Origin of the sequence: Desulfosediminicola ganghwensis (assembly GCF_005116675.2) — a bacterium.
Lineage (GTDB): Bacteria > Desulfobacterota > Desulfobulbia > Desulfobulbales > Desulfocapsaceae > Desulfopila > Desulfopila ganghwensis.
Genome location: NZ_CP050699.1, coordinates 698166 through 716825, shown reverse-complemented (window position 1 = coordinate 716825; position 18660 = coordinate 698166). Strand labels below are relative to the sequence as shown.

Annotated in this window: 16 protein-coding genes; 7 read left to right on the top strand and 9 right to left on the bottom strand. The window is 45.3% G+C overall.

Annotated elements, in window-relative coordinates; genetic code table 11:
• Positions 1-46 precede the first annotated feature (46 nt).
• The 4 genes from FCL45_RS03055 to dnaN are packed head-to-tail and all read right to left on the bottom strand — an operon-like array spanning position 47 to position 7190.
• Positions 47-1057 carry an NAD(P)H-dependent glycerol-3-phosphate dehydrogenase gene (locus FCL45_RS03055; RefSeq protein ID WP_136796103.1) on the bottom strand — a complete coding sequence of 337 codons (1011 nt, stop codon included), beginning with the start codon at positions 1055-1057 and terminating at the stop codon, positions 47-49.
• Positions 1047-3533, bottom strand: coding sequence for a DNA gyrase subunit A (gene gyrA, locus FCL45_RS03050; RefSeq protein WP_136796104.1), 2487 nt, complete (start codon positions 3531-3533; stop codon positions 1047-1049). The genes FCL45_RS03055 and gyrA overlap by 11 nt, the downstream gene beginning before the upstream one ends.
• Before the next feature lie 52 nt (positions 3534-3585).
• Positions 3586-6000 (bottom strand): DNA topoisomerase (ATP-hydrolyzing) subunit B, encoded by a 2415-nt coding sequence (gene gyrB / locus FCL45_RS03045; RefSeq protein ID WP_136796105.1) that lies wholly within the window; start codon positions 5998-6000, stop codon positions 3586-3588.
• A gap of 59 nt (positions 6001-6059) precedes the next feature.
• On the bottom strand, positions 6060-7190 hold the full coding sequence (gene dnaN, locus FCL45_RS03040; RefSeq protein ID WP_136796106.1) for a DNA polymerase III subunit beta: 1131 nt from the start codon (positions 7188-7190) through the stop codon (positions 6060-6062).
• A gap of 1095 nt (positions 7191-8285) precedes the next feature.
• Here dnaN and FCL45_RS03035 point away from each other — a divergent pair.
• Positions 8286-9392 (top strand): serine hydrolase domain-containing protein, encoded by a 1107-nt coding sequence (locus tag FCL45_RS03035; protein WP_167495677.1) that lies wholly within the window; start codon positions 8286-8288, stop codon positions 9390-9392.
• A 322-nt stretch (positions 9393-9714) separates the two neighbouring features.
• Here FCL45_RS03035 and FCL45_RS03030 read toward each other — a convergent pair whose 3' ends face one another.
• From FCL45_RS03030 to FCL45_RS03015, 4 genes are all read right to left on the bottom strand, one after another.
• A complete protein-coding gene (locus FCL45_RS03030) occupies positions 9715-9888 on the bottom strand; it encodes a hypothetical protein (RefSeq protein ID WP_167495678.1) in 174 nt (57 codons plus the stop codon).
• Between the two features lie 19 nt (positions 9889-9907).
• A complete protein-coding gene (locus FCL45_RS03025) occupies positions 9908-10210 on the bottom strand; it encodes a hypothetical protein (RefSeq protein WP_136796108.1) in 303 nt (100 codons plus the stop codon).
• An 11-nt stretch (positions 10211-10221) separates the two neighbouring features.
• Positions 10222-10536, bottom strand: a complete 315-nt coding sequence (locus FCL45_RS03020) for a peroxiredoxin (RefSeq protein WP_136796109.1) — start codon at positions 10534-10536, stop codon at positions 10222-10224.
• Between the two features lie 124 nt (positions 10537-10660).
• The gene (locus FCL45_RS03015; RefSeq protein ID WP_136796110.1) at positions 10661-10918 is read right to left on the bottom strand and encodes a sulfurtransferase TusA family protein; all 258 of its coding nucleotides are present in this window, start codon (positions 10916-10918) and stop codon (positions 10661-10663) included.
• Positions 10919-11239: 321 nt separating this feature from the next.
• Between FCL45_RS03015 and FCL45_RS03010 the strand changes: the two genes are divergently transcribed.
• The 6 genes from FCL45_RS03010 to cmk all read left to right on the top strand — a co-directional run bounded on the left by FCL45_RS03010 (position 11240) and on the right by cmk (position 17819).
• Entirely contained in the window at positions 11240-12484 is a 1245-nt protein-coding gene (locus tag FCL45_RS03010) for a YeeE/YedE thiosulfate transporter family protein (protein ID WP_136796111.1), read from the top strand.
• 436 nt (positions 12485-12920) lie between these two features.
• The gene (locus tag FCL45_RS03005; RefSeq protein WP_136796112.1) at positions 12921-14027 is read left to right on the top strand and encodes an HD domain-containing phosphohydrolase; all 1107 of its coding nucleotides are present in this window, start codon (positions 12921-12923) and stop codon (positions 14025-14027) included.
• A 49-nt stretch (positions 14028-14076) separates the two neighbouring features.
• Positions 14077-14361 (top strand): Asp-tRNA(Asn)/Glu-tRNA(Gln) amidotransferase subunit GatC, encoded by a 285-nt coding sequence (gene gatC, locus FCL45_RS03000; protein ID WP_136796113.1) that lies wholly within the window; start codon positions 14077-14079, stop codon positions 14359-14361.
• Positions 14362-14444: 83 nt separating this feature from the next.
• Positions 14445-15902 (top strand): Asp-tRNA(Asn)/Glu-tRNA(Gln) amidotransferase subunit GatA, encoded by a 1458-nt coding sequence (gatA, locus tag FCL45_RS02995; RefSeq protein WP_136796114.1) that lies wholly within the window; start codon positions 14445-14447, stop codon positions 15900-15902.
• 119 nt (positions 15903-16021) lie between these two features.
• The gene (gene hisC / locus FCL45_RS02990; protein WP_136796115.1) at positions 16022-17134 is read left to right on the top strand and encodes a histidinol-phosphate transaminase; all 1113 of its coding nucleotides are present in this window, start codon (positions 16022-16024) and stop codon (positions 17132-17134) included.
• Positions 17127-17819, top strand: coding sequence for a (d)CMP kinase (cmk, locus tag FCL45_RS02985; RefSeq protein ID WP_136796116.1), 693 nt, complete (start codon positions 17127-17129; stop codon positions 17817-17819). Before hisC ends, cmk begins: the two co-directional genes overlap by 8 nt.
• A 72-nt stretch (positions 17820-17891) precedes the next feature.
• On the opposite strand, the gene pal is transcribed toward cmk, so the two are convergent.
• Entirely contained in the window at positions 17892-18518 is a 627-nt protein-coding gene (pal, locus tag FCL45_RS24470) for a peptidoglycan-associated lipoprotein Pal (RefSeq protein ID WP_136796117.1), read from the bottom strand.
• Positions 18519-18660: the final 142 nt, after the last annotated feature.

The following is an 18660-nucleotide window of genomic DNA, read 5'->3' as shown; positions in this document are numbered from 1 at the left end:
TCTACATAAAAAAAGGGGGTTGATGTCATTCCATCAACTCCCTTTTTTATTCAACTTTCAGTTCTCTGCTCAAAAGATCACGCACTGCATCAGAACAATTTTTCTGTTCATAGAGTATCGCGTAGACCTGTTCAAGAATAGGCATCTCAATACCAAGGCGCCTGGCGAGATGGTAACATGATTTGGTAGTCTTGACCCCTTCAGCCACCATATTCATTTCATTGACAATATCATCGAGCTTTCTGCCCTGGCCAAGCTTCAGGCCAACAGACCTGTTTCTACTGAGGTCCCCGGTGCAGGTCAGTACCAGATCACCGAGGCCGCTCAAACCTGAAAAAGTAGCCGCTTCAGCTTTCATTGCCACGCCAAGCCTGGTTATCTCGGCAAGACCCCGGGTTATGAGGGCTGCCCTGGTATTCAAGCCATACCCTAAGCCGTCGCAAATTCCGGCTGCTACGGCTACGATGTTCTTGAGCGCAGCACTTATCTCCAGACCAATAACATCAGTGCTGGCATAAACACGAAAACTTTCAGTTACAAAAAGTTGCTGGAGCATCTTCGCGGTACCTATACTCTTGCAACCAATTGTTATGGCTGTCGGCATATTTGCAGCGACTTCTTTGGCAAATGACGGCCCTGACAACACAGCTGTTTCTATATTCTTATCAGCAAAGGATTTATGAACATCATCCATGACCTGAGTCATGGTCATAAGAGTGCTGTTTTCTATCCCTTTAACCGCTGAAACAACACATGTCCCTTGTTGTAATAACGGTACAACATGCTCATATACGGCACGGAAACCATGTGATGGAACAACCATCACGACTACTTTGCAGTCTTCAAGACAACTCTCTAAGTCATCAACGGCTTGTAGTGTTTCCGGTAGAGGAAAACCCGGTAAATACTTTTTATTCTCTCTCTCCTTCTGAATATCAAGTATATGCTCAGGATTGTGCCCCCAGAGCCTCACTGTATGTCCTTTTGAGGAGAGTACCATGGCAAGGGCCGTTCCCCACGACCCTGCCCCAATAACTGCAACTGGCTTACTCTTCATCACCTTCCAACTCATCTTCTTCGGTTGAGTCTTCCTTGGCAACAGAATCCATGCCGACAACCTTCTCATCCTGTTCGAGATTGATGAGACGGACTCCCTGAGTAGAACGACCTATTACCCTCACCGTGGAAAGATCCATTCTTATCATCTTTCCTCTATCTGAGATAAGAATGATTTCATCTTCATCATCAACAAGCTTTGCTGCAATTACATTACCGTTTCGCTCACTCTGTTTGATACCAAAGATACCCTTACCACCACGTTTCTGTATCCTGTACTCAGCGATTGGACTTCTCTTTCCGTACCCATTTTCAGTGACGATCAAAATGGAATTATCGCTTGAAACGACGATTGCACTGACCACTTCATCATCTTCGGCTAACCTCATACCTGTTACACCGGCAGCGGTTCTACCCATGGTACGAATGTCATCTTCGTGGAAATGAATACTCATACCCTTTTTGGTTACCATGAGTATGGTGTCGTTTCCATTGAGGATGTGAGCTGCGATAATTTCATCGCCCTCTCTTATGGTGAGCGCCCTTTTACCTTTTCTGAGTGGCCTGTTGAACTCCTGTAAAGAAGTCTTTTTGATGCGGCCCAGTCTGGTAACCATCATGATGGTTTTTTCGAGCTCTTCATCCTCGAATGAGGCAACAGGAAGGATTGCTGCAACTTTCTCATCCTCCGCCAGTTCAAGAAGATTCACAATTGCTTTACCCCTGGCTGTTCTACCAGCCATTGGCAATTGATAAACTTTTCTCCAGAATACTTTTCCGTGATTAGTGAAAAAGAGAAATGTATCGAGAGTTGAGGCAACATAGAGATTAGACACAAAATCTTCTTCTATGTTTTTAACCCCTGTTACACCTTTACCGCCTCTGTTCTGGGATCTGTAGAGATTGACAGGATTTCGTTTGATATAACCTGAATGGGTTACCGTAACTACCATATCCTCAGGCGCTATGAGGTCTTCAGGTAGAATTTCGTCTACAGCATCGACAATCTCGGTACGGCGTTCATCACCATATGTTTCCTTAATCTCGATTAACTCATCCCTGACGATTTTCATAACCAGTCCTTCACTGGCAAGAATTTCTCTCAGCCGGTCTATCTCTTTCAGAACATCAGCATAGTCACTTGCGATTTTCTCGCGTTCGAGGCCGGTGAGCCTGTGCAGCCGCATATCAAGAATTGTCTGAGCCTGTTTTTCGGACAAATCAAATCGTTCTATAAGACCAATTTTTGCTTCCGCCGCATTTTTAGAACCCTTGATAAGTGCAACGACATCATCAAGATTGTTAATCGCAATATTCAAACCTTCGAGAATATGTGCTTTCTCTTCGGCTTTGTTTAGCTCAAAAGCGGTTCGTCTATAAACAACCACCTTTCGGTGAAGAATGAAGTGTTCCAGTATCTGTTTAATATTGAGTACTTCTGGCTTATTGTTAACAATCGCCAGAAAAATGATACCAAACGACTTCTGCATGGGGGTCATCTTGTAGAGCTGGTTGATGACCACTTCTGCTATTTCATCTTTCTTCAGTTCCAGTACAACCCGTAAACCGTGCCTGTCGGATTCATCACGAACTTCTGAGATAGAATCTATCTTCTTATCCTTGACGAGAATTGCGATCTTTTCTACCAGATGCGCTTTGTTCTGCTGATAAGGAATTTCTGTGATAATGATCGCTTCGCGCTTGCCATTTTTTGATTTTTCAACATGGGTCAACGCCCGCATGGTAATGACACCACGCCCGGTTTCATAGGCCTCACGAATACCAGCGCGACCGCAGATGAGAGCACCTGTAGGGAAATCAGGCCCGGTGATGATAGACATCAACTCGTGCACAGTTATATTCGGATCATCCACCATGGCAATAAGGCCATTGAGTACTTCAGTTATATTATGCGGTGGAATATTGGTCGCCATGCCCACAGCAATACCGGAAGAACCGTTTACCAGAAGGTTCGGGATCTTACTTGGCATTACTGCTGGTTCCTGCAGAGAGTTGTCGTAGTTGGGAACCCAGTCTACGGTTTCTTTCTCAAGATCTGCAACTATTTCCCTGTCTATACGCGTCATCCTTGCTTCGGTGTAACGCATAGCAGCAGGAGAATCACCATCCAGGGAACCGAAGTTACCCTGGCCATCTACCAGCGGGTATCTCATGGCAAAATTTTGAGCCATTCGAACGATGGTGTCGTATGCAGCGGAGTCGCCATGGGGGTGATATTTACCGATTACATCACCGACAATACGTGCTGATTTCACGTAGGGCCGATTATAGAAAACACCAAGTTCTCTCATGGCAAACAAGGCACGCCTGTGAACCGGTTTCAAACCGTCACGAACATCTGGAAGAGCACGTCCGACAATTACGCTCATGGCGTATTCGAGATACGATTTCTGCAGCTCTTGCTCTACGGATATCGTCGGAAATTCTTCTTGTTGAATTTCAATTTCGTTTGTCATAACTCAATAAAGACTGTTATTTAGGGACCTTAATCGGCCAAAATATCTTCTGTTAAATATCGAGATCAGTTACCTCGAGGGCGTGATTCTGAATAAACTCTCTTCGAGGTTCTACTTTGTCGCCCATTAAGGTGGTGAAGATATCATCAGCCTGCTCGGCATCCTTGATCGTCACCTGAAGTAAGGTTCTATTCTCAGGGTTCATAGTGGTTTCCCAGAGCTGATCCGGGTTCATCTCACCAAGACCCTTATATCTCTGCAGATGGCTTCCCTTGAAGGATTCGTCACGGACCGCCTGGACCAATTCACCCCAACCTTCCACCAGACGTTCTGATGCCTGGTCGGTTTTAGCGCCCGTTCGAATAATAAATCCACCTTTCAGATACGCCTTTATATCATTGAAAATTGAAAGAGCCGTTCTGTACTCGCTTATCAACGGGATCTGGGGACCAAGGGTCATCATTATCTGCACTTTGTCACGCATGGCCACATCGGCCTCGTAACAGTCCGGTCGCCACCGGCAGGAACGAACATTCCCGATCACCAGTTCTTCTGAGGGTAAACGAGCGATGAGGCCGCTGACAAACTCCTCATCGGCAAACTGATCGGCAGTACGAATATTATTGTCGAGGAGAAAGTAGAGCATGTCCTCCCAGATATTCATGCGGTTCATATAAGCGACAATTCTCTGGTAAACTGAGAGTTTTTCCATCAGCTTAACCATATTTTCGCCGTCGATCTCCACCTCGTTTTCACCGGGAATGACAATGGTCATCTTTTGACTGGCCTGGCTGAAAAGATGGCTGTTGAGCTCACTTTCCTCAAGGAAATACTGCTCTTTCTTCCCTCTTCCGAGCCTGTACAGAGGTGGTTTTCCAATATAAATGAACCCTCCCTGTACCAGAGGAAGCATCTGTCTGTAAAAGAAGGTCAGCAGCAGGGTACGGATATGGGCACCATCCACGTCGGCATCGGTCATGATGATGATCTTGTGATAGCGAAGCTTTTCGAGATCGAATTCATCCTTACCAATGCCGCAACCCAGGGCGCCGATCAGCTGCTTTATCTCTTCGGAATTGAGAATCTTGTCAAAACGGGCCTTCTCAACATTCATGATCTTACCACGCAGTGGCAGGATCGCCTGTATTGAACGATCTCTTCCCTGCTTGGCGGAACCGCCTGCCGAGTCACCCTCGACTATGAATATTTCGCGTTTTGCTGGATCTTTTTCTTGACATTCTGCAAGCTTACCTGCCATGAGTAAGCTTGTTGAACCTTTCTTTCTGGAAAGATCACGGGCACGTTTTGCGGCTTCTCTGGCTCTGGCGGCATCGACAACCTTCGACAGAATCTTCTTAGCAATATTGGGATTCTGCTCAAGAAACTGGGTGAGCTTCTCATTGCAGACAGACTCTACAATGGATTTTACTTCAGAGTTACCGAGCTTGGTCTTGGTCTGCCCTTCAAACTGCGGATCAGGTACATGCACAGATATTACACAGGTAAGACCCTCACGGACATCTTCGCCGCCCATCTTTTCCCGGAGGTTTTTGGGGATGATATCATCGCTCGCATACCTGTTAATACATTTCGTCAGGGCAGAACGAAATCCAGCAACATGGGTTCCGCCTTCCCTGGTGTTAATATTGTTGACGAAACTAAAGAGTCTTTCAGAATAACCATCATAATATTGAAAGGCTATTTCCACCTCTACCTGATCTTTGCTACCAACTATGAATATAGGGTCGGGAAAAACAGGTGTTCTCTTTCTGTTTAAGTATTCAACATAAGAGATCAGTCCCCCTGAGGCATGAAACTTGTCTTCCTCACCGCTTCGCTCATCCTTGAGGTGAATCCTGACATTCTTGTTTAGAAAGGACAACTCCCTGACGCGATTCTTAACAGTCTCATAGTTGAAGACCGTTGTCTCCTTGAAGATGTCAGGATCAGGCTTGAAATTGATGATAGAACCGGTTTTTTCGCTGGTACCTATCTCTTCAAGTTCAGAAGTTTTCTCTCCATACGCGTAGGTCTGACGATAAACCTTGCCGTTTCTCTTGATAGTAGCTGTTGCCTCAACTGACAGAGCATTAACAACAGAAACACCAACACCGTGCAAACCACCAGAGACCTTGTAGGTGGAATGATCAAATTTACCACCGGCGTGGAGGGTGGTCATAACCAGCTCAAGAGCTGTTATATTTTCTGTAGGATGAATATCGACAGGAATACCGCGTCCATCGTCCTCGACAGTTACAGAATTATCTTCGTGGATATTTATACGAATTCTGCTGCAGTGTCCGGCAAGGGCTTCATCTATACTGTTGTCAACGACCTCCCAGATCAAATGATGCAATCCAGCTTCAGCAGTTGAGCCTATGTACATCGCAGGTCGCTTACGAACAGCTTCCAGTCCGTCCAGAACTTTAATCTGTTCGGCGCCATAATTGGTTGTTTCTTCTGTCACGCTATGTCCTTCTCAAGAGTTTTCATGATTAAAGCAGTTTCGAGTTACCTAGTACGCTTCTACAACTGCATTGGCATGATTATACTTGTAAAACCAGTATCTTCCTCTGACCTGATCAGACAAGGGCTATTGTTTGAGTTGATGTAGGCCTCAAGCGTCTCACACTCCATAGCCTGCAAAGCCTCGATAAAATACCTGCAATTAAAACCAAGGGTCAAGGCTTCACCAGGGTACTCTATCTCCTGGATATCCTTGGCATTACCAATATCTGCATTTTGCGAAGTCAAGACCATCTTCTCGTTGTCAATCTGCAACTGAATGGTGTGAAACATATCTTCGGTAAACAGATTGATTCTCTTCAGAGACTCAAGGAACGGAATTCGATTGATTCGAGCGCAATTTTCGAGCTGAACAGCGTCAACAATTGCCTGGTACTGTGGAAAATCACCCTGCTTTAACCGGATTACCATAACAGCCTGGCCTTCTCTCACCACCAGCTGCTTCTCTTCAAAAGAGATCTCGATCGTATCACGATCTTCACAGAATTTTTTCCACTCCTGGATTCCTTTTTTGGGAATAAGAGTGACTTCATTGAGCTGTAACTGTTCAATATCAGAGGCAACATCTTTTTCCATAATGGAAAGGCGATGTCCGTCTGAAGAAATCATCTTGAGGTAGGAAACACCGTCACGTTGCTCTTTTTCAAAGAGAACTGAAGTAAGAGAGTAGATATTCTCCTGCTCGCTGGCAATGGAGTATATGACTTTATCAATCAGTTCAAGAAAGACGTAGGATTCAAACGATACAAAACTGTCATCCTGATATTCAGGAAAATCGGGATACTCGTCACTGGCCATGCCAGCGAGGTTATAGGTGCTGTGTCCGGCTGTAATAACTACCCAGCTATTTTCAGTTTCCTCGATAGTGATGGTGTCTGAACCTGATTCCCGTACAATCTCGAATATTTTTTTACAGGGTAAAGTAATAGAACCCTCATTCTGGACATCGGCAGGTACAAAAAGCCTGAGACCAACTTCAAGGTCAGTACCTGTCAATTCAAGACCATTGCTCTTAGCCTTTATGAGCACATTTGAAAGTATGGCCAGGGTACCTTTTTTGTTGGTGATGTTTTGCAGGCTGTTCAAGCCTTCAAGGAAATTGTTCTTGGTGATAGTGCAATGAAGCGGCATCCGAAACTCCTTTATTTCATCCTCAAGGATTTATAAGAAATTTTCCTGTATCGCAGTAGGTTCCGAACAATAAAACAGTTGTAATCACTTGCTTTAAATGATGTTTTTTTCTTCGTGACCTTGAATTCGGCATTATTGGGGAGGATGATCCAGATAAGCTACTCTTTTTGCTGGCTTATCTCTGCAATTTGCCACCCCTATTAAAATCGGTTCTAGTGACCGGAAATGAAATTCAATTAAGCTCGATAAATCAGGTAGATAGTAGATTTAGAAACAACTACTCAATCTAGTAAAAATATGCGAAAAATTCAATAAAATAATGGTATCTGAGCTGTATTGAAGGGACAAATCTGAACATTTTCTGCAGATTTGCTATCAATTTTGCAGAAAATAGTACGAGCAATCAGAAAAATAAACATCTATCACATTGAAATATTGTGTAATTTTAATTCCAGCTTTAAGATTTAGAGGAAAAGCAGACTATATTCTCAAATGCACTTTTTTTGTCATCTGTCTCTTTCTTGGCTCGATTGTTCACTAAAACATTCTCAATGAGAGTCTCTATAGCCTCTTTTTGAGACAGTCGGAAGCAAAGAGATACCCTGATACCTTTTTCAGATAAATTGAAAAAAAAGCCTGTTTACCAGTATGAAATCTAAGGGCAGGTGAAACCTCGGTGCAGGTGAGAGCAATCGCTGATTTTAAGATCCCTTAAAGAAAAAAAGAAAAACACCTGTTCATTGTTACACGTTGAGAAAAACTTCCAGTCTACCTGGTAGGTAGTCCCCTTCTTATTAGTCTTTTAAAAGATTATATTTATTAAGCCGGTTGATATGTTGATATCTTGATCATCTAACTGAGATATTAGATTTTTTTTTTCACAATGGTGTTTGGGGAAACATCACTGATTTTGTGGATTACTCGTTTTCAACATAGTTATCAACAGACTGTGAATAACTTTTCCACAATCTGAATTTGTCAAAATGTTGATAACTATGTTGAAAAATGTTGATAACTCTACTTGCTATAAGTGGTTAAGCTGAAAAAACGAAGACTTAATGTTGTTGATAACTATCAACATCCCATATGGAAATTATGAATAGACGAGATGAAATCCAGTCACTGTTGGATAGCGGTGTTGAAAACGGGGTGAGCTGCGGCTTGTCGCTGTCAGTGGTTGTAGAAAGCGAAAGAGTACAATTTGAAAAGAAATATTTTTCTGGATATTGTCATAAATATCAACGTGATAAAGCTGTTGATGAGAAGACAGTTTTTGATTTAGCATCATTGACCAAGCCTCTCGTTACAACTCTGCTGGTTGCAAACCTTGTTGAAAATAAAATTTTAACAATGAATACAGCTGTATCAACGCTTTTTCAGGATATTGACATGAGCCGGGAAACGGCAGATATAGAGCTATGGCAACTACTTTCCCATTGCTCAGGTTTACCGGCGCACCGCCCGTATTACGTTAAGCTGTTGGGGGTACCGAAACAGCTGAGAGCCGATTGGCTGCTGAAAACTTTGCTTAAAGAGCCTCTCCAGTATAGAAGCGGCACCAAACACATTTATAGTGATCTTGGCTACCTGCTGCTTGGTCAGATAGTGGAGCGCTGTTCAGGAAAATCACTCGATGCGTACTTCAAGGAGAAAATAGCTGAGCCCCTGGGGCTGTCTGAACAGTTGTTTTTTATACCTGACGATCAGGATAAAGCTGATCGGTCGTATGCATACACAGAAATTTGTCCCTGGTCCCATTCCTGGCTTTGTGGAAAAGTAGATGATGACAATTGTCGAGCCCTGGGGGGAGTTGCCGGTCACGCAGGGCTCTTCGGGACTGTGGAAGGAGTAACGAGACTCTGTTCAACACTCGGTGCTGTCTGGGGTGGCAGGGACTGTTCAAAAATGATTTCAGGACGCATGCTGAAAAAGCTTATGACGAGAGTTGAGGGCTCAACATGGTGTTATGGATTTGATTCACCTTCGGCTGAAGCTTCAAGCGCAGGCAAATATTTTTCACCAAGGAGCGTCGGCCATCTCGGCTTCACAGGAACATCGTTCTGGATGGATCTCGAAAGAGGGATATCCGTGGTGCTTTTGACCAACAGGGTTCATCCAAGCAGGATGAACGACAAAATACGGGCATTCAGACCTGCTATTCACAATCTGGTGATGAACAAGGTTCTGGATAGTATACGATAGAATGATTGCGACATGAGCTCAGCATGAACCGGTGAACATTCAGGGACGCCTGTGGCAGGAGGAGAGGTGGAGTACGGATGGTTACTATTCATTATTTTGAAAAAAAAATGAGTAGCTTAACCATGACTCTGCAGTGTCACTCGTAAACGGCATGAATTAGACGCTTATTTTTTCTGGATGAGAATGACACAAAGAGGGATATCATTGATTGCCAAAAAAATTTCCGGATCATCTTATAAAAAAAAATGATCCGGAGTTAAAACAGCAACTATCGAAAATATATAGATGTGTGGTGAGGAATTACGTTCTGAGTGCTGTTATGTTACCACCAGCAGATTGTCTGATCTGCTGAAAAGATTTTATCTACAAGTGCGTCGTAATCAGGAGAGTCCGCATAGAGGTCGAAGGATTCATCCTCTCTGTCTCTGGTTACAATCTCCACCAGCTTTTTGACGGTCTCATCAGGTTCTGACCTGTATACATTGAGAATCTTCATGTACGTACCTTTTGGGATTCTATTTAATTCCGTAAGGAATGATATGGGTCATCTCGCGAAGCTTTTCACCAAGTTCTTCAAGTGTGATTCCGGTAAGATCACTCTTTTCGATGTTGGCTGGAACTGTTGTGAGAATATCACCTTCCATGTCACGCAGCATCTCGATGGTCTCTTTGGTGTAATCGTCAAAAGCAGGCAGCTCTTTATCCATTACTACACCATATGCGTACATATTTTCTACTGCCAGACCCAGCGCAGAGCGAATGCCGTCGAGGGCATAATCCTCATGCCTGAACATCAAACATACTTTGTTATACTCCATCCCTACACCTCCTACAGACTGAGATAACAGTCGTAATCTTCGATGATAATTCCGTGTTGAGCCTGAGTAGCCATTTTCTTGGCATCAAGTCCGGCTGGAATGTCATTAATATCATATCCTTGCTTCGCGTAACTGTCGACGCAGATGGATACATCGTCTGCTATTTCACACAGCTCTTTGAAATCAGGGTGTTTGGAGAGGTGTGTCGCTTTCCAGGTAAAGAAGATCTTTACAGAGGATCCTTTGCTTTTTGCTGCCCTGGTTATACCCATGACATGATCCATTGAGTCTTCTGTAGTGACAAATATACCTAAGCTTTTTGCCATGATGTACTCCTGTTAAAAAAAAATCTGCGAACAGTTGAACTGTAGTACAAACAGTACCTGACGCGGATTTATAAAGCTGGTTGACTCCCTGTAAAAAAATCAGAGAATCCGGTTTTGATCAGGATCAACCTTTCTTGATAAAGAAGGAGATATAGCCGGTTTCTTCCTTCTCACCCAGGTACTCATGTCCTGCGCGTTCACACCAACCGGGCAGATCATTTCTGGAGCCTGGATCGGTACCATCTATCTGAAGAATTTCGCCGCTGGCGAGTTTACCTATCTCTTTTTTAGTACGAAGAAGGGGCATAGGGCAGCTTAATCCCTTGGCATCCAGTTTGGCATTAGGGGTAACACCATCATCAACTTTTTTGAAATCACTCATGTCTTCCTCCTGACAATGTTAAGCGTTGTTTGTACTACATAGTAGTATGTTAGGAATCAACAAACCGCTACTACACAGTATGCGGATCACATAGATGACCTATACTGTAGAGCACAGAATCTGTCAAGAACGAAAAAAACGGGTCAAGAACCTTGTAATAACTAAGAAAAAGACCAATTTTGTACGACGCTGTGGAGGTTAAATATCGAGTGAATGACTATTCATTTTTGTGGTGCTTGACAAAAAAAATAGGTAGTTGTAAAGCAGTATTTATTTTGGCGAATTTGTACACCTATATGACGTAAAAGCTGGAGGGAATTAATGAGTGCAGAATCCGTATTAGCATCTAAGGTGAAGGAATTGTATAAAACGCTTTGCCAGACAGAGTGGAACCCAACCGTAACAGGCGTGGTGGTTGGCTTTCTTTCTGTTATGATTATGGCGTGGTGGAGACCGTGGGGAGCTGTGGGTGCGCTAAGGAGTTGGGGGGACTGGATGATGTATGGAGTCGCTTCAGTCTTTGGCTCTGATTCTGGGTTGCTGGCCCTGTACGAGGAGGTACCGAGATCTATTTTTATTAACTCAGGTTCGGTAATAGGGTTGGGATTTATTGCTGGTGCATTTATTTCCGCCTGTCTGGGAAAAGATTTTGCACTGAGAATTCCCCCTTACCGGGAGATGGTTAAAGCCGTAATCGCCGGTATTTTGATGGGTGTTGGGGCATCGCTGGCAGGTGGTTGTAATGTTGGTGGTTTCTATAATGCCATAGGCAATCTTTCTGCCAATGGATTCTCCATGATGCTCGGACTGGTGTTTGGGGTAATTCTGGGCCTTAAGCTGCTTTATCTTGAAATGGAACATATCACCTGGGGTTCAACAGGTTCAAAAACATTCTCCATCCCTGGTCCAGCAAGCCCTGTTCTGGCAGTGGTAGCTATTGTCGCGATTATTGCGGGAGCGTATGCGTACGCAGGGAATGAAGACAGTGATTATGTGGCATCACTGAGTGGTATTCTTGTGATATCTGCAGCTTTGGGGTATGCGATGCAGCGTGGTCGCTGGTGTATGGTACAGGGGTTCCGTGAACCACATATGACCGGTGACTGCACCATGGCCAAGTCCGTAATGCTCTCCATCGTTATTGTGGCAATTGGTGCTGCTGTTCTTAAGTACGGAGTACCAATGCGAGCAGAAGGTGAAGCTGTTTTAAACCCGGCTCACTATGTACGCGGTACTTTCGGTTGGGGAAGTGTTGTAGGCGGTTTTGTTTTCGGTCTTGGTGCCATGTTTGCCGGTGGTTGCGGTTCAGGCACTTTATGGAGGGTTGGCGAGGGGCAGGTAAAACTGATGATGGTGGTGCCGTTCTTTGCTCTGTCGACTTCCATGATGACAGCCTGGATCAAGGATAATGATTTTGAGAGTGATGGTGTTTTAGGCTCTTATGTCTATCTCCCGGACGTCTTTGGTTATGGTGGAACGCTGACCCTCATCGTTGGCGCAATGATGATCTGGTATGTGGTGGTTACCTGGAACGAGGATACGAATAAATTAATCGTACCTATGTGATACAAAGATCATCTGTAACCAGTTTGAAAGGCCGTACCTCTCCTTTGAGGGGTATGGCCTTTTTTATTTATGATGACCCTTGATCTACAGCTTGAAATGGTGAGGTGATAGAGGTGACGGACCGGCTTGTAGCTTAGAGTTTTTCGGCTTTAAACTGTTACTCGTGTCACTTTTCTTCTCACTTCTTGAAGTTGAGCTTTAGAGGTAATTAAATTTTTATTTGCCATATCTACCGGGAAGAATGAACTGGTTGGGTTGGTATCAGGTTTGAGCGGGTTGCCATTCAATGAAAGTGATCCTGTTGTAATGTTTACGGAAATGTAAAAAAACATACGCTGGACCATATAAATAATAGATAGTTCAGCAAAGTTGCAAAAAACAACTGGAGAATGTAATCTTGCGAACTGTTCAGATATTTTTATGGAGATAGTGACTTTTGAAGAGCAAGCAGTCGAAAATTCTTATAGCGGATGATGACCCGTTGGTGCTTTCCACCATATCCAGAGTACTGGAGATGTTTGGACACAAAGTGCACACCGCCCAGGACGGCCAGACAATCATTGATATTGTAGATGACAGCTTTGATGTCATCATTCTCGATATTAACATGCCGGACATGGACGGCTTTCAAACCATGTCCACCCTGAATATGCTCAAGCTCGATATTCCGGTGCTCTTTCTGACCGGCGCAGGTTCCATGGATTATGCGATGAAAGCAATCAATCTCGGAGCATACGATTTTCTGACCAAGCCCATAGAAGATTTAGACATCTTCGACATTAAAATACGAAGGGCCATAGAAAAAAGAACATTTATATTGAAAGAGCGTCGCTATAAGTCAGCGCTTGAAAGCGATAATCGCAAAAAAGCTTCCGAACTTGAAGAAACCAACAGATTACTGCAGCAGTACAGTAGCAATCTGGAGAAGTCGACTGTTCAGTTTATGTCAAGCCTCCAGACATTAATGGAGGAAAAAGACCAGTATACCGCCGGTCACACCATGCGTGTTACTGAGTATGCGCTTCTATTGGGAAAAAGCATGGATCTCAGCACTGATGAGCTGATGATTCTCCGCCGCGCCGCACAACTGCACGATATAGGTAAACTTGTAGTAGACCTCAGCTGTATTCAGAAAGCAGGTACCCTCACTGATGATGAGTGGCATACTATAAAAAAACACCCCACAATTGGTGCGAACATTCTGCAACCGCTTCCTTTTCTGGATCGGGAGCAGTTTATAATCCGACATCATCATGAACGAATGGATGGTAAAGGATATCCCGACGGCTTAAGTGGTGAGGATCTCGACCTTCTGACCAGGATACTTATAGTTGTCGATAGTTATGATGCCATGACCTCGAAAAGAAACTATAGACAAAATCTCAATATGGACGAGGCACTGGAAGAGTTGTATAAATGCAGTGGTACACATTTTGATTATGACACCGTGGAGTATTTTTCCAGAAGTGTTGTTGATTTTATCCCCTACAACGGTGTTTTTTCTCAGCGGGAAACAGGGGAAGTCTATGGGCGAATCAAATAGCACGTTGTGCATCTTATAAAAGTAACACCCAGAATATACTGAAGATAATATGAAAATTACACGAGAAGAAGTATTGCACGTGGCTCATTTGGCACGCCTCAATCTTGATGAGGATGAGCTTGTGAAGATGACAGCTCAGCTTGATACAATCCTCAGTTATGTGGATAAGCTTTCTGAACTCGATACGGAAAACATAGCTCCCACCACCCATGCTCATCAATCAGTGAACGCCTTCCGCGAGGATAAGGTGCATAAATCATTACCCAGAGAAGATGCCATTGCAAATGCTCCGGAAGATAATGGTGAAATGTTCAAGGTTCCCAGGGTTATCTAAACTGTGAGACAATCTATCTCGCGCCTTAAAAGTAATCACTGAATCAATTCAATTAGGCATAGGCCTGTTTTCAGAGGTAAATAATGAAACCTTATGAGCTGACCATGGCAGAGGCCATGGAAAAAATGGAGTCTGGCGAGTTGTCATCGGTTGAGCTGACCAGAAGCTGCCTGGACAGAATAGCCGAAGTCGAACCCCAGGTTCAGGCTTTTATTTCCCATGATGAAGAGTCCGCAGTTGCCCAGGCGGAACAGGCCGATTCCAAAAGAGCGAATGGGGAAAACGGTAAACTGCTCGGTATTCCTCTGGCGCTGAAAGACCTGTTATGTACCGAGGGAGTGCGAACAACCTGCGGGTCTGATATTCTTGGCAACTTTATCCCCCCCTACGACGCCACCGTTGTTGAAAAGATTAAAAAAGAGGGCGGTGTTGTATTAGGTAAACTGACCATGGATGAATTTGCCATGGGCTCGACCTCTGAAACATGTAAGTTCGGAGTACCTGAAAACCCCTGGAGGGAGGGGTACGTAGCCGGTGGTTCCTCTGGTGGTTCGGCCGCCGCTGTCGCTGCTGGTGAGTGTCTGGTCACTCTCGGATCTGATACCGGTGGTTCGATTAGGCAGCCTGCCTCTTTGTGCGGTGTAGTGGGAATGAAGCCAACATACGGTAGGGTTTCCCGTTACGGGCTGGTAGCATTTGCCTCTTCGCTGGATCAGATCGGACCGCTGTCCCGTGATGTGTCTGACTGTGCCCTGATGATGAATGTTATCAGTGGCTACGACCAGCGAGATTCCACCTCTGTGAATATTGACACACCCGATTACACCTCATCTCTGGTAGAAGGGGTGAAAGGGCTTCGCGTTGGTGTGCCAAGGGAATATTTTGGTGAGGGCCTTGATCCGGAGGTGCGCAGTATAGTTGAAAACAGCATAAAGGTGTTAAAAGAGGGTGGGGCTGAAATTGTGGATGTGTCCCTGCCACACACTGACTACTGTGTCGCTGTTTACTATCTGATAGCACCGGCGGAAGCAAGCTCAAACCTCGCCCGCTTTGACGGTGTGGCTTACGGTTATCGTGCGCAGGATGCGGCCTCTCTGGTTGATATGTATAAGGAGACACGCTCGAAGGGTTTCGGAGCTGAGGTAAAAAGACGTATTCTCATTGGCACCTACGCGCTTTCTTCAGGATATTACGACGCCTATTACAAAAAGGCCTCCCAGGTACGAACCATCATTTTAAACGATTTCAAGGCGGCCTTTGAGAAATGTGACGTACTCGTTTCCCCGGTAACTCCGACACCTGCCTGGCCAAAAGGCGAGAATTCCGACGATCCGCTGGCCATGTACCTGACCGATATCCTCACCCTCTCTACCAACCTGGCTGGTATTCCCGGCATGTCGGTACCTGGAGGCTTCAATAAAGAAGGTCTGCCTGTTGGGATCCAGTTGCAGAGTGCACATTTCAGAGAGGATGTTCTCCTGAAAACAGCCTTTAATATCGAAAAAAGCCTTCAACTGGGTGTACGTGTAGCCCACCGTTAATCCGTCGATATCCAGGTTGCCGTGAGTGGTTGAACAGGTGCGGCAGCCCGGTTTCTGTTGTTCTTCTTATCTACAAACTGTTTCCGGCACTATGCCCCGGAAATGATGGGAGAGTATCATTGAAGCTGAACATTCCTGAAAATATACAAGCAATTGTCCCATATCCTCCAGGAAAGCCAATGGATGAACTGGAGCGTGAATATGGGGTGAAAAATCCGATCAAGCTCGCTTCCAATGAAAACCCGTGGGGGCCTTCACCAAAGGCAATCGAGGCATTACTGGCCGCCTGCTCCAATTTGAACAGATATCCGGATGGTTCGAGCTATTACCTGGTTGAGGCCATCGCGAAAAACCAGAAAGTAAGGCCTGCCGAGGTCGTTGTTGGTAACGGTTCCAACGAGTTGATTGAGTTTCTGGTAAAAGCTTTTGTTATGCCCGGGGATGAGGTGATCACTTCGCATCCCTCATTTTTAATGTATCAAAAATTCGTTCAGGTTCGTGGTGGTGAAAATATCGTCATTGACCTTAAGGGCTTGCATCACGACCTGGAAGGCATCCTGGCTGCAATTACCCCCAAAACCAGACTGGTATTTCTTGATAATCCGAATAACCCGACCGGTACCTACCTTGCCCCCGAAGTTCTGACCAGTTTTCTTGAAAGGGTGCCTGAGCAGGTAATTGTGGTGCTCGATGAGGCATACGTGGATTTTATGGATGATGAGCTTCGTCCCGATTTCCACGCACTTTTGGAACGAGACGAAGCAAAGTGCCCGGTGGTTTTTCTGCGAACCTTTTCAAAGGCGTATGGGTTGTCCGGGTTGAGGGTTGGTTTTGGCTTGATGAACCAGGAGATAGCTCAGTGCCTGCACAAGGTCCGCCAGCCATTCAACCTGAACAGCCTCGGCCAGGTGGCCGCCCAGGCGGCGATTGAGGATGATGATTTTTTTGCGGCGACCATCAGCCGGACCCGCCAAGGTCGTCAGTTTCTGGTTGATGAGGTTGAAAAACTTGGTTGCAGCTGTGTTCCTTCCCAGACCAATTTTATCTTTATCGATATAAAAGGTGAGGCTGATCCGCTTTACGAGGCGATGCTGCACAAAGGGGTTATAATTCGCTCGATGCGGGCCTATGGTTTTCCCACTTATATACGGATAACAGTGGGTACTGTAGAAGAGAATGACCGTTTTCTGAACACTTTTTCCGAGTGCCTCAAAGAGTTGAAATATGTCTAACACACAAGACATTGTAACTATAGATGGGCCGGCCGGGGTTGGCAAATCGACTATATCCAGAAGAGTATCGGCAGCGCTGCAATTCACCTACCTCGATACGGGTGCCATGTATCGGGCGGTTGCACTTTTTGTGCAAAGGCGGGGAATTGCGCTGGATGATAGTGATGCAATATCTGCGGCAATGGATGAGTTGGTTCTTGAGTTGCTGCCTGCCCAGGATGAAAACAGCGATGTGACAGTTTTGCTGATGGGGGAGGATGTGAGCGATGCGATCCGCACCCCGGAAATGTCCATGGCAGCTTCAGCTGTGTCAAAACTGGCAATTGTTCGCGAGAAATTAACCAGAATGCAGCAACAAATCGGCAGTGACGGTTCCATTGTTGCCGAGGGGCGTGATACCGGGACTGTGGTTTTTCCAGGAGCGGCCCATAAGTTTTTTCTGGTGGCAGATCCCAAAGAGCGAGCTCACAGGAGGGTGCTGCAACTTCGGGCAAAGGGCGAAGAGGCGGATGAAAAAGAGATCCTGGCCATGACCATCGAGCGTGATAAAAATGACAGGGAACGCGCCATTGCCCCACTGATACAGGCCGAAGATGCCATGGCTATTGATACCACCAGGCTAACCATTGATGAAGTATGTGAAGAAGTGCTGAAGGCTGTTCGCAACAGTAGATCAGGTCGTTAGCTTTTTGCTAACAAACAACTCACCGGAAAGTAGAGATCTCTTCCGGTGAGTTGTTTGTGCAGTGATGGGGATTTATTCCAGAACGAAATCCGCACGCCTGTTTTTGGCGTAGGACTCCTCATCCTGGCCAAGAAATAATGGCTTTTCCTCGCCGTATGATACGGTTCTGACCCGGATTGGATCCACCCCGAGGTCAATCAGGTATTGCCTGGTATTTTGGGCCCGCCTTTCAGCAAGGGCAAGGTTGTATTCCTTGGTGCCCCTGTCGTCGGTATTACCTTCTACGATTACGTGAGCAGCAGGCACCTCTTTGAGGTAACTGGCATTATTTACCATGTTTTCAACCATGTCCGGCTTGATGGTGGCCTGGTCAAAGCTGAAGTAGACTGGGAGCATTCCCTCTGAGGTGCGGCCCTGGATAAATTTCTGGTCGCCGGACCTTGAGTCAACCCCACCGTCGGTGGCACTTGGAATATTGTTCACATAGGTGTCATCAAGGGTTCCTTCGACGGGCAGGTTTTCTTCGGAATATCCCTCACGGTCAGCTGCCGGATAGTTGATGTTGGTACCGGCCCCTAAGCTGGGCTGGCTGTTAGTGTCAGGTGGAATAACACTCTTCTTGCTGCAACCGCCAGCAAATAAGATAAGCGATCCGGCAAGTGCTGTAACAAGAAGTGTCGAGCTGATCCTCGTTTTCATGATGTCTCCTGTTAAACTGTAATGTGTGTATTTCGTACGATTCACACCTGGGGGCGATTACTGTTGTAACGTATGGTGAGTTATTCTAGCCGTAATGGAGGCGAGGTCAAGAAAATTTGATAGGATATCTATGGCTTTTACT